The sequence below is a fragment of the Sphingobium sp. KCTC 72723 genome (assembly GCF_014280435.1).
Classification (GTDB): Bacteria; Pseudomonadota; Alphaproteobacteria; order Sphingomonadales; family Sphingomonadaceae; genus Sphingobium.
Map to the genome: position 1 here is coordinate 1,075,660 of NZ_CP060388.1, position 12,363 is coordinate 1,088,022.

Sequence of the window (12,363 nt, forward strand, 5' to 3'; positions counted from 1 at the left end):
TCTGAAATCATTGACCAATCTTGCCATCGGCGATGAGCGGCCTCTTCACCGGCGGGCTCGCGCGCTCGAAAGCAGCCAGGAGCTGTGCGCCATCCGCGCGCGCAAGATGCTGAAGCGCGAGGATGTAGATGCTCCCGAGTGAGGGCGGCTCACGATCCGGCGTGGCACATCGGACACGCTCGGCGATCTGTGAGGCAGTATCCCAAAGACGATGCGGCGCGCCGACGTGATGCTCCTCCGATCCGCTCAATGGTGCTTCTCGCAGGGCATTCAAAGAGTCGACTATAGCGCTTGCTGGGACCGTATCGAGATAGTTCACCGCCACATGCAGGGTAGTGCCCCACGCAAGAAGGCAGCGCGTGGTGCGAATCAGATGGCAGTGCGAGTCGATTAGTACATCCATCCCGGCCGGCGAGAGCCGGAGTTTGAAGGTTCGTGTTGCTCGGCCCATTCGCTTATTACCCCCTTCCCGATAGCGATTTGCTGTTGTTTCGGGGCAAATGTCGGTCGCGTCCCAGGACGTGGTGTAAGATGTGAGGTTAGCGCTGCTGGCCGGACGCGCGCTTTCAATATTGCGCTTTAGCGTCCGGCCAGTAGCGCGGGTGGTCACCGTGATTTTCGGATAGGCTTGGGTTGCGAAGCTCGAACCTGGAGAACCACGATGACCGATTCCATGATGCACTTGCGCGCGTTGGTCGAGAAGGCCCCTGACGCAGATATTTTGCGCGATATGATCTCGTTTGCCGCCGGGCGGCTGATGGAGATGGAAGTAGGCGGCCTGACGGGCGCTAGCCACGGCGAGAAGTCGGCCGACCGGCTTGTTCAGCGCAACGGCTATCGCGAGCGTGACTGGCAGACCCGTGCTGGCACAGTCGAACTGCGCATCCCTAAACTGCGTAAAGGCAGTTATTTCCCAGGCTTTCTGGAACCGCGTCGGATGGCCGAGCGGGCACTGACGGCAGTCATTCAGGAAGCGTATGTGCAGGGCATCTCCACGCGTTCTGTCGATGATCTGGTCAGAGCGCTTGGCATGGATGGCATCTCGAAAAGCCAGGTCAGTCGCTTGTGTGAAGAGCTCGACGAGAAAGTGCATGCCTTCCTTGATCGCCCGATTGAGGGTGACTGGCCGTACCTTTGGATCGATGCCACTTACGTCAAAGTCCGCCAGAATGGCCGGATCGTCTCGGTCGCGGTGATCATCGCGGTGGGCGTCAACAGCGATGGACGTCGTGAAGTGCTGGGCATGGATATCGGTCCCTCGGAAGCAGAACCGTTCTGGACCGCCTTCCTGCGCAAGCTGGCACGCCGTGGTCTGCGCGGGGTGAAGCTGGTGATCTCCGACGCCCATGAAGGCATCAAGGCTGCAGTCTCCAAGCTGCTGTGCGCGAGCTGGCAGCGCTGCCGCGTTCACTTCATGCGCAATGCGCTGGCCCATGCCGGCAAGAGCGGCCGCCGGGTCGTCTCAGCCTTTATCGGAACCGCCTTTGCCCAAGAAACACCCGAGGCAGCCAGCCAGCAATGGCGCTCCGTTGCCGATCAGATGCGATCCAAACTCCCAAAACTTGCGGGGTTGATGGATGATGCTGAATCTGACGTCCTTGCCTACATGACGTTTCCCAAGGAACACCGCGCCAAGCTTCACAGCACAAACCCCATCGAACGGCTCAACGGCGAAATAAAACGGCGAACCGAGGTCGTTGGCATCTTTCCAAATGAAGCCGCGATCACGCGCTTGATCGGTGCCATCCTAATGGAGCAGAGCGACGAATGGGCTGTTCAGCGCGCACGCTACATGACGCTTGAAACGATGGCCCCGCTAAGCGATAATCCCATCGTCACGCTATCGGCTGTACCCGGCGCGTGATCGGCTCAAACTGACGCCGAAAATCGCGGTGGCCTCAAAAACCTACACCACGACCTGGGACACGATCGATAACCCAGCGATGGAGAGCTTCTTTTCATCGCTCAAACCTGCCCTGCCCGCAACATTCAATACCCGCAATCAGGCACGGGAAGACGTATTCGATTATGTCGATAGCTTATGATGTCCACTACGGATGCAATCGGATCCATAGGCTTCGAAAGGAAATCTCATATAGTCTGGCTAACATTCGTCGAACCGGGTTTAGCACAATCCGCTTGGGTTCGTGCGACATCGATCATTCCAAGGCCCATCGCGAGAGCAACTGCATGCGCGCGGTTAACGGCGTCGAGCTTCTGATTTATTCGCTTCAGATAGATTTTCACTGTTTCCATGGAGATCGATAGGATAATCGCGATTTCGCCCGCAGTCTTGCCCTGTGCGGACCAGTTGAGGCATTCGAGTTCGCGCGAACTTAGCGGCTGTGGCGGCTGGATGCTGCGCTCAAACCGACGGCCAATGACGTTATGGAAATAGTTGGCAATCAACTTGAAGACCGGCTTTGTCGCCTGAGCTGTGGCGTGCCAGCCGTCGCCGCTAATTGGTTCGCCAACCGCAGAGATATACGTGAACTGACCGCGATGACCGATGCCGAGCGTCAGGCCCCGATGGAGACCTAAATCTGACGAATAATTGATGCAGTCGCGTTCCGCTTGCGTGAAGCTCTCGCTGCGTGACCGCACTTCATCCCAATCGGCCTCGCCGTTCAGAAACGCGGTGTGGAAATAAGTATCGTGTTCGCTATGGCGGGCCCAGTCCCGATCCCAATGTGTCGGAAAACCGCGGGTCTTTACAGGCACCGCCGCCCAGCGCCCGTTGGCGTGCTGGGCACTCCGTGTCCAGCCATAGGCGAGCTGGGGAAATCCGAGCCCGACAATTGTTTCATGGAGTACCTCGATCGCTTCGTCGAATGAACGAGTGCGATCGAGGCTCTCTACAAAATCAACCACAAAGGCAAGATCACTGGATTGGAGAAACAAGCTGTCGTTACCTCCCTTCGAGGATGCTCAAGCTCTCTCCCTACGTCCTGCTGGACGCTCGATTCGTGAGTTTGATGCTATCCTCAAATGAGCCCTGCTGAAACCCCGCTAGTGCACGATGCCCGCGAATATGAACGCTATCGATACTGGAGGACGCAAACCTGATAGCGTTCACAGTTTGAACGACGCTGAAAGACCGTAAGTACGTGGATTTCCATAGATGTTGAGCAAAAAGCCCAGATCCGGTAGATCGTTCACGTATGTCCTATATACGGCCTTGGTCGCATTTCGCGCGAAGACTCCGATGGACCAGCGATCGTCACTGCTTTTCAGTCCCAGTCGCGCATTGACGATCCAGTAGCCGGGCTCAAGGCTGTTCACTGAATTCGTTGTCTCGAAATATTGTGAGGATCGATAGTTCGCATCGCTGCTCGCAAAGAAGTCAAGGCCGTTGGCGATAGGCTGATCAAAAGTGCCTTGAACTGTGTAGGTCCACTTCGGCGACTGGACCGTCCGGTTGCCCCGCAAGCTTTGACCCCCGACCGAGATGTCGCTGGCGATCCGCGAACGCAGCCAGCTGCCGCCCATGCTGAGCGTGAACTGTCTAATCGGACGCCATTCCGCATCGAACTCGACGCCGTAAGATTTGATGCTGGCGGCATTGACGGTAAGTGGAATTGGTGAGCTGGGATTGTCGACGTTGATGAATCCGTCACTAAAATTATAATGAAACACTGATGCGTTAAAGAGCAGCTTACGATTCATTGTCACCGATTTGAAACCAGCCTCGTATGCGGTGATCTTCTCTGGCGAGAGCGACGTAAGCGCATCGATCGAGCCCACGAATTCGGAGTTAAAGCTGCCCGACCGGAAGCCGGTCGATACGTTTCCGTAAAACATCAGCTTATCGATCCAGGTAGAGCTGAGTTGGGGCTTCCATTCGACACCAAGCTTGAAGGTCGCTGCGTCGTCCGTGCGCGAGGCTGTGGTGACGGCCGTCGGACCCACGATCGTCGTCGGGCGGGGTGGCACGCCGCCAACGCCGGACCCCGCATAAGTGCCGCCGTCGAAGTTGATCGTTTCACGCGAATACCGCACGCCCGCAGTCAGGCTCAGCGTGTTGGTGAGTTCGACATTGTTGTGAAAGAACACCGCAAGTGCATCGACTTTTTGCGTGAAAGGACTCCACAGCCCGACTCCAGCACCGTAGCCGACCTCGAAATAGTCGCCATTGGTGTATTGGTCGTGCTCGTAATAAGCGCCGAGAACATAGTTCCAGCGGCCACTCCCGGTCGAATTCAGACGAAGTTCCTGAGTAAACTGCTTCTGCACATTGTTGCTATCGACATCAACGAAATCACCCGGACTTTCGTCGCTGTCTTCATGCTGCCGCCGTCGGAAAAATTGGTAGCTGCTGAGCGAAGTAAGCGTGGCATTATCGAAATCATGTTCGATGCGCAGGATTGCACCAGCGCCTTTGTTGCTAACCGTGTGTGGCCGATTGCCTGTCGTCGTATAAGGATCGTTATCGCCTGGATTGAGGCCGTCGGTGCCACGTACGCAGTTCGGATCGTTGCCGCGCACCGTGCCTGCCTGATAAGCAGCGCAGCGAACGAGCGACGAGGTAGCAAAGGATTCCGGCGTATAGACCCCAACGCTCTCATAGGGTTGTAACGTGCCGGTCTGTCTACCCGCGTTAACCGTCAGGTTAACGCGGGTATCAGCGTCGTCCCACGCAAGCTGACCGCGCAAAGCCCAGCGCTTTTCAGCACCTTCGCGATTACCAAGCGTCAGGTTTCGATAATAACCCTTGCCCTGATCTACGAGCATACCCGAAATTCGAGCGCTGAAGCCCCCGCCAAGTGGGCCGGATATATAACCCTCCGTGCGAACCGTCTGATAATTGTCGTAACTGACGGTGCCGCCGATGCTAAACTGTTCGGTGGGCTTACGGGTGAAGAAATTAACGGCACCGCCGGTCGCGTTACGACCGAACAAGGTACCTTGCGGCCCCTTCAGCACTTCGACACGATCAACGTCGAACAGAAGCAGGCCGGTCATAAATGTCTTGGCAAGATAGACTTCGTCAAGGTTCACCGCGACGGGTGAATCGAGATTGGCGGAAAATTCGTTGGTACCGATACCGCGGACGTTGAATGCGACCTGGCCCGCGCCATAATTGGCCTGCATATTAGGCACGAGACCGGTTAGATCAGTAACCGACGTCGCGCCGGAGTTTGCCAGCGCTTCCGACGAAACCACCGACATGGTGATGCCGACATCCTGTACGGACTGGTTGCGCTTCTGCGCAGTCACGACGATTTCAGAGATACCGGCATCTTCTGACGCTGCCGACGCGGGAGCCATGGCGTTCGGCGGAGTGACGGCTGATTGAGGCGTCGCATGCGCTACGTCGATCGGCATCATAATCAGAGCGCTCAATGTGGAGGTGGCAAGTAACGCCGACCTCCGTCGTGCGAAGTATATAATGTCCATGTGAATCCCCTTATAAACGACTCATCGCCCGCTTCAGTCATTTCCCCAGAGTCGCTTGTGTCAGCTGGCGGAACTACGTTCCTTTGGATACGCAAGCCCGTCGACCCTATGCACATTTGTTCCGCATGTGACCTGATCCTTCAAGTAACCCGAATGAGGTACTATCTAGTTCCCAGTCGCGGAGCCGTGCGTCTTTAATGCTCTCGCCAGCCAAGAGGCGAAGAGCGCCGAAAGAGTAAAACCGCAGACACTGCTCATATTGACAGGCTTCACGTCTGTCAGTGTCCGAGCATTGACACGCCGGCAACATTTTGCGCCACCGTGTCAAAATTTCAGGACCTCAAGCTTCCCATTTTTACGTCATAGCTCTGCAAGCGGCTCGTCACTTGCCAGCCTGTCGAGCACGTTACGCGTCAGTCGCGCGACGTTGTTGTCGCCCCCGTTGCAGGGCAACGCCTGGCTCCATGCAATGGAACCTGCCGAAAAAACCGCGCCCCCATTGGCTGTCGTAAAATAAGTGATATCCCCGCGCACCATCGGATCCTGTGTACCGCCCCGCCCCACATAAGTTACCAAGATTTCCTCCGGCACCAACGGATAACTGTCCGAGTGCCCGAACGACGCGGCCAGCAGCAGCGTATGTGGCGGCGTGCCAAGCGCGAGATCGTAGCGATCCATTTCGAGCCCGGAGGCACCATCGAGCGCAAGGCCGAAGTCTCCGATCAGCTCATCTTCACCGATATTTTCAAACATCCAGGCAACGCGTGGATCGAAGCTATCCTGCATACGCTCGAACGGCTTGCTCTCGTCCATGCCTTCAGTGGTGAAGCCAACGCCAACCAATTTCTGCGGCGGACGACCGCGTTGGCGCCATATACCGGATCGTTCGCCAGTCGACGTGAGGTAGCCCTCACCGGGATCAGCTTGCCAACCGCGAATACCTGAATCGAGCTTGCGAACCTCGACGCACCACGGCGCATCCTCACGCGGAGAAGTAACCCAGTAATATCCGTTCCCGCCGAGATAGAGCAGGCGTCCGCCATCGCCGAGATAATCCTCGATAGCATCAAGCATGGGCCGCGAATGATATTCTGGATGAGTGCAGTTCACAATTGCGTTGTAGGGCGCAAGAGCAGCCTGTCCGTCGCGATGCAGATCATGATCGGTTATAATGTCATAATCATAGCCCGCAGCGTGCAGCCACCATATCAGCGACAGATCGGCGGGAAACGCCCAGGGCAGACCCATTGCGGATATCCTGTAGCGCGGGCGCATATTTCGGATCGGACGCCGCCACGACGAGAAGCAAACCCCCGCGCCATCGCTGTGTAGATCGTAAGTTGACAGCCCGAAGGACTCACTCAGTGCATCGTCAAGCTGGCTCGACTGGAGAACTGCCGTCCGTCCGGCAACGGCCTGCATTGCCGCACCGTCATGCGCCAACCGCTCATTGGCATAAGCGAGATAGCTGAACGTTGCGATCAGCACCGCGATTTTCGCCTTAGGTTCAGCGGTTCGAACGAAAAAGGGAATATGGTCCTCTTTACCGTTGCACCGCACGCGCAAGGCATAGCAGCCGCTTTTTAGAGTGCGCGATGTTTCGAAACGTGCGTTCGGCGTCCAGGCGCAGTCGATTAGCGCATCGTCATGGAAAGCCACGCCGCCATATTGCGACGGATCGAGCCGGAAGCAATCTTCGATTCCATTCCAGTTCCATCCAGTCATGCCGCGAATCGGACGATTGATGCCGTCAGCGTGCAGGCCATGTGGCCCTACGTCGCTGATCCGATCGCCTATGCCGGTGGCTGTGTAGCCAAGACTCGTATCCCAATGCGCCAAGATACCTGTTGAAACGGATTCACCGCAGCTGAGAGCGAGGAGTTCGTCATCGGTAAGAACTTGACTCCGTATACCGGGACGATCGATTTTTCCGTTGAATAAAGCTTCGACGAGGCCATTGCTCGACGGTCTGCCAGCGATCAGGAAGTCGACGCCTTCGGTCGCCGCAAATCCAGTCGAGTGATGGATCAGCGTACTGTCGTCATAGTCATAGTCAGCCACAATGCCGACACGGGAATTCCAGCGACTGACTTTGCCAATCTGGCGAAGCGATATGATACCGAGGCTCGCATCCCAACCGGCAGCAACGAAGTACCAGCATTTTGGCGCTAACCTCGTCTCGAGAACGACCTCCTTGACACCGTTACCAGTGCCGATCCGAAATGCGAGCCGCCCCGTGGCGTCGATGAGCAGTTGATAGCCTGTAGGACCATCCACGCCCCAGCAACCCGCGATCACTTGTTCGCCAACGCCGGGAGAAGTCGGCTGGATGAACGCATAGAGCGTCCCTGCTGGCAAGTCGGCAAGCTGGCCCGCGCCGGTTGTCACGCGTGCAAACGAGCCATGCTGCGTGACCTGAGGCCCGATTGCGCAGTCTGCAGGCAGATCGCAGTCGATCTCTTCTTCAACAAAACCCGGCCCGTCGGGATTAGTGTCGCCGTGCAGCAGGCGGACAATGCGGATGTCCGCCTTGCCCAAATCGCCGGTGATCATAAAATCGACGGCATCTCCCGCCGTGATCGAGAGTGGGTCCGAATAACCGGTCAGTTGAGTCACTGTGCATACTCCAGATCGGCTTGCATCAAATCAGCGACGCGTAGCAGGAACACCGCATGAAGTGCCTCGTTAAGGGTGTCATAGACGGGGTCTTTGTTAATCACCGGCGCCGCGCCGCGGCTGCCAGAGAAGGACGCGAGTCCATAGGCAGGAGTCGAATGACCGACGTTGAGCACTGCAAGCTTCCCGGCGACCGGCGCGCGCCGGAAATAGTTGAGGACGCGTTCGAGCGGATCGCTGTGCTGGCCGCAGGGTCGCACGCGATGCTCCTCTATCAGGTCATCGGTGATGAGCGCGCGCAGCATCGTGCGAAGGCGGCGATCGAAACGATCAAAATATTCGAGTTGCCGATCGCGGGCATCGATTGGAAAGCGCATGGCTGACCTCCTGTTGAGATGGTCCCCGGACTAAGGTGAAAGCAATCGTCAGTCTGGAGGATTGGCACCGAGTATGTTGGAATCGCTACGCCGGCTCAACTCACCCAAACGAGGGACACACCGCTGCTTGCTCGTGATTTTTACGTGTTGTAGCCTGCTCAACAATAGGCGCTCCGTGATCGGAATCAGGCGCCGACGAGGGAGAAGCTGTCCAGCAGGCCGACGATCTAGGCGAGAGTTGTCGCAACACGAATCTGTCGAATGGAGACTGCCTTGGATATCATCGGAGATCGCTACTCAGAACGCGTAATCGGCAATGTACTCCGTTTCGGTAGCCAGCTGGCTAACGCACAAAGCGCGGTATTCTTCTGGCTCGACGACCAGTTCGAATTCTCTGCGACCGACGAATTCAACATGCCGGGCGATTTCATCAGCCAGTATCTGCGCGAAATCCGCTCGGTCGATCCGCTCGCCACGCGCGAGCTTTCGCAACGCAAGGCGCGGGTGGAAATGCTGCATGGCGATGCGGCGCGCAGTTCCGGTTCGTGGTCCAACTATGTGAATTATCTCGAATCGCATGGCTTCGGTGACGAAGTCGATATGTTGCTGTGGAGCGGTGATCGGCCGGTAGCTGGAATGGCGATGTTCCGGCCCGTCGACAAGACTGCTCCGTTCGCGGCCGATCATCGCGACTGGGGCGGAATCCAAGTGCATCTGGAACATATGATCCAGATGCACTGCAAGGTCCGCGCAGATCGGGTAAGGCTGTCGCTCGCCGGTCGTTACGGACTTCAGCCGCGCGAGATCGAGCTGACCGGTATCCTAGTTCAGGGTGCCAGAAATGCCGAAATAGCAGAGGCCATGGGCATTAGCGTTTCGACTGTGAAAACCCATATCGTCAACATCCTCGACAAAATGGGAGTACACAGCCGGGCCGAGATTGCGGCCTGCATAAACTATCTTCAGTTCGACTAATGCCTATTTCGCCAGCAATGCGGTTGCCGTGATTTCGACCATTTGCTGAGGATGCGCGAGCGTGGAGCAACCGACAAACGTCGAGGAGGGACGGTGGTCGCCGAGCCAAGGTAACAGCACCGCTCCGGCAAGTTCCATCAGTTGATCCATGTCGGTGGTATAGACCGTCCAGTTCACGATAGCGCTGGGGTCGAGGTCTTCCTTGCTAAGTATTGCTTTTAAGATCTTTAGCACGAAGCTGGTTTGTGCTGCCATATCGCCCAAGCCGACTAACTCGAGATCAGCCATGTTCCCGCGCAGCGGTGCGACGCCTGATATGAAAAGCAAATCACCAGCCTTGGAACAAGGCGCAAAGGCGAGCGCATCAAATACGTCAGCCTCAAGATAATCCTCGATCAAGCTCATCAATCTGCCTCCGAATAGAATGTGTGTTGATTGAGCACAGCATGATCGCGCGGCAATCCATCCAAGGATCGATTGTAGATAGCGAGCCTTCGAAGCATCTTCTGACTGAAGCCGCGCTCGCAGTGTACGTGCGCCGCACCCCAATATCGGAGAAAACAATGGCCGCTGATCATCTTCCCGCCACAGCATCGATCGAGGATGCCGTTACGATCCTGCGCGATCTCGGTTACGTCATAATCGACGAACTTGTGCCGCCTGAGGTCATGGACAAGATCCAGCAAGAGGTCGATCCGTACATGCCCGAAGTACTGTTCGGCAACGACAACTTCCTCGGCAAGCAAACCAAGCGGGTAGGATCGCTGATCGCGCGCTCACCAACATGCCGTGACCTTGTGATGAATCAGCTTGTGCTTGGTATCACGAGCAAGCTGCTTGAGCGGGCGTCGAGCTATCAGGTCCACCTCACCCAGTTGATCGAACTGGCGCCCGGTTCGCCCGCGCAAAAGCTGCATCAGGACGAATTGGTGTGGGACATGTATGATTTCCCCACAGACTATCATCTGCAATGCAACACGCTGTGGGCGATGACCGACTATACCGAAGAAATGGGTGCTACTCGCATTGTGCCGCGCAGTCAGGAAGCAGGTAAACTCGCCAAATTCTCATTTGAGGATACTATTCCAGCGGTGATGAAACGTGGATCGGTACTGATCTATACAGGAAAAGTCTATCATGGCGCGGGCGAGAACAAGAGTAACCGTATCCGCCAGGCACTAAACCTCACCTATTGCGTCGGATGGGTGCGACAGGAAGAAAATCAATATCTTTCGTGCCCGATCGAAGTCGCTCGAACGCTTCCCGAGGATCTGCTCAAGCTGATGGGTTATCGCACCGGATCTTTCGCACTGGGCTACATCCGTGATTTCGAGGATCCCATGGTCGCCATCCGCGACGATGGTGAGAAACGGATCGTTGGCACCCTTGAGGTCAAGAATATGGTCCAAAGTGAGGCAACCAGCACTTTCCTCGAAGGCATCAACTGACATCGTGATGCTGATGACACAATAGAAATGGAAGTGCGGCAATGGAGCAAGCGGTCGCGTCCCAGGACGTGGTGTAAGATGTGAGGTTAGCGCTGCTGGCCGGACGCGCGCTTTCAATATTGCGCTTTAGCGTCCGGCCAGTAGCGCGGGTGGTCACCGTGATTTTCGGATAGGCTTGGGTTGCGAAGCTCGAACCTGGAGAACCACGATGACCGATTCCATGATGCACTTGCGCGCGTTGGTCGAGAAGGCCCCTGACGCAGATATTTTGCGCGATATGATCTCGTTTGCCGCCGGGCGGCTGATGGAGATGGAAGTAGGCGGCCTGACGGGCGCTAGCCACGGCGAGAAGTCGGCCGACCGGCTTGTTCAGCGCAACGGCTATCGCGAGCGTGACTGGCAGACCCGTGCTGGCACAGTCGAACTGCGCATCCCTAAACTGCGTAAAGGCAGTTATTTCCCAGGCTTTCTGGAACCGCGTCGGATGGCCGAGCGGGCACTGACGGCAGTCATTCAGGAAGCGTATGTGCAGGGCATCTCCACGCGTTCTGTCGATGATCTGGTCAGAGCGCTTGGCATGGATGGCATCTCGAAAAGCCAGGTCAGTCGCTTGTGTGAAGAGCTCGACGAGAAAGTGCATGCCTTCCTTGATCGCCCGATTGAGGGTGACTGGCCGTACCTTTGGATCGATGCCACTTACGTCAAAGTCCGCCAGAATGGCCGGATCGTCTCGGTCGCGGTGATCATCGCGGTGGGCGTCAACAGCGATGGACGTCGTGAAGTGCTGGGCATGGATATCGGTCCCTCGGAAGCAGAACCGTTCTGGACCGCCTTCCTGCGCAAGCTGGCACGCCGTGGTCTGCGCGGGGTGAAGCTGGTGATCTCCGACGCCCATGAAGGCATCAAGGCTGCAGTCTCCAAGCTGCTGTGCGCGAGCTGGCAGCGCTGCCGCGTTCACTTCATGCGCAATGCGCTGGCCCATGCCGGCAAGAGCGGCCGCCGGGTCGTCTCAGCCTTTATCGGAACCGCCTTTGCCCAAGAAACACCCGAGGCAGCCAGCCAGCAATGGCGCTCCGTTGCCGATCAGATGCGATCCAAACTCCCAAAACTTGCGGGGTTGATGGATGATGCTGAATCTGACGTCCTTGCCTACATGACGTTTCCCAAGGAACACCGCGCCAAGCTTCACAGCACAAACCCCATCGAACGGCTCAACGGCGAAATAAAACGGCGAACCGAGGTCGTTGGCATCTTTCCAAATGAAGCCGCGATCACGCGCTTGATCGGTGCCATCCTAATGGAGCAGAGCGACGAATGGGCTGTTCAGCGCGCACGCTACATGACGCTTGAAACGATGGCCCCGCTAAGCGATAATCCCATCGTCACGCTATCGGCTGTACCCGGCGCGTGATCGGCTCAAACTGACGCCGAAAATCGCGGTGGCCTCAAAAACCTACACCACGACCTGGGACACGATCCAAATGTCAGTCTTCACCCTACTCCAACCATGACTAAAGCGGCACTTCAGTGCCGCTCGGTTCCATTTAGCG

At 56.8% G+C, this 12,363-nt stretch carries 10 protein-coding genes; 4 read left to right on the forward strand and 6 right to left on the reverse strand.

The window, feature by feature from the left end; all coding sequences use genetic code 11:
* Positions 1–7 precede the first annotated feature (7 nt).
* On the reverse strand, positions 8–610 hold the full coding sequence (locus SPBM01_RS21745) for a hypothetical protein (RefSeq protein WP_223177789.1): 603 nt from the start codon (positions 608–610) through the stop codon (positions 8–10).
* Positions 611–661: 51 nt separating this feature from the next.
* On the opposite strand from SPBM01_RS21745, the gene SPBM01_RS05340 reads away from it, so the two are divergent.
* Complete coding sequence (locus tag SPBM01_RS05340; protein WP_188064334.1) at positions 662–1,864, forward strand: IS256 family transposase; 1,203 nt, start codon at positions 662–664, stop codon at positions 1,862–1,864.
* Between the two features lie 227 nt (positions 1,865–2,091).
* On the opposite strand, the gene SPBM01_RS05345 is transcribed toward SPBM01_RS05340, so the two are convergent.
* The 4 genes from SPBM01_RS05345 to SPBM01_RS05360 form a co-directional block, all read right to left on the reverse strand.
* Positions 2,092–2,901: a helix-turn-helix transcriptional regulator gene (locus SPBM01_RS05345; protein ID WP_188064335.1), complete on the reverse strand. Its 810-nt coding sequence runs from the start codon at positions 2,899–2,901 to the stop codon at positions 2,092–2,094.
* Between the two features lie 171 nt (positions 2,902–3,072).
* Complete coding sequence (locus SPBM01_RS05350; protein ID WP_188064336.1) at positions 3,073–5,397, reverse strand: TonB-dependent receptor; 2,325 nt, start codon at positions 5,395–5,397, stop codon at positions 3,073–3,075.
* A gap of 360 nt (positions 5,398–5,757) precedes the next feature.
* Entirely contained in the window at positions 5,758–8,013 is a 2,256-nt protein-coding gene (locus SPBM01_RS05355) for a N,N-dimethylformamidase beta subunit family domain-containing protein (RefSeq protein ID WP_188064337.1), read from the reverse strand.
* The gene (locus SPBM01_RS05360) at positions 8,010–8,390 is read right to left on the reverse strand and encodes a hypothetical protein (protein ID WP_188064338.1); all 381 of its coding nucleotides are present in this window, start codon (positions 8,388–8,390) and stop codon (positions 8,010–8,012) included. The genes SPBM01_RS05355 and SPBM01_RS05360 overlap by 4 nt, the downstream gene beginning before the upstream one ends.
* 273 nt (positions 8,391–8,663) lie before the next feature.
* Here SPBM01_RS05360 and SPBM01_RS05365 point away from each other — a divergent pair, with 273 nt between their 5' ends.
* Positions 8,664–9,365, forward strand: a complete 702-nt coding sequence (locus SPBM01_RS05365) for a helix-turn-helix transcriptional regulator (protein WP_188064339.1) — start codon at positions 8,664–8,666, stop codon at positions 9,363–9,365.
* 3 nt (positions 9,366–9,368) lie between these two features.
* Here the strand turns inward: SPBM01_RS05365 and SPBM01_RS05370 are convergent, their stop codons facing one another.
* On the reverse strand, positions 9,369–9,770 hold the full coding sequence (locus SPBM01_RS05370) for a RidA family protein (RefSeq protein WP_188064340.1): 402 nt from the start codon (positions 9,768–9,770) through the stop codon (positions 9,369–9,371).
* A 41-nt stretch (positions 9,771–9,811) separates the two neighbouring features.
* Here SPBM01_RS05370 and SPBM01_RS05375 point away from each other — a divergent pair, with 41 nt between their 5' ends.
* Together SPBM01_RS05375 and SPBM01_RS05380 are read left to right on the forward strand one after the other, a co-directional pair.
* The gene (locus SPBM01_RS05375; protein WP_223177791.1) at positions 9,812–10,813 is read left to right on the forward strand and encodes a phytanoyl-CoA dioxygenase family protein; all 1,002 of its coding nucleotides are present in this window, start codon (positions 9,812–9,814) and stop codon (positions 10,811–10,813) included.
* 208 nt (positions 10,814–11,021) lie between these two features.
* Positions 11,022–12,224, forward strand: a complete 1,203-nt coding sequence (locus tag SPBM01_RS05380) for an IS256 family transposase (RefSeq protein WP_188064334.1) — start codon at positions 11,022–11,024, stop codon at positions 12,222–12,224.
* Positions 12,225–12,363 lie beyond the last annotated feature (139 nt).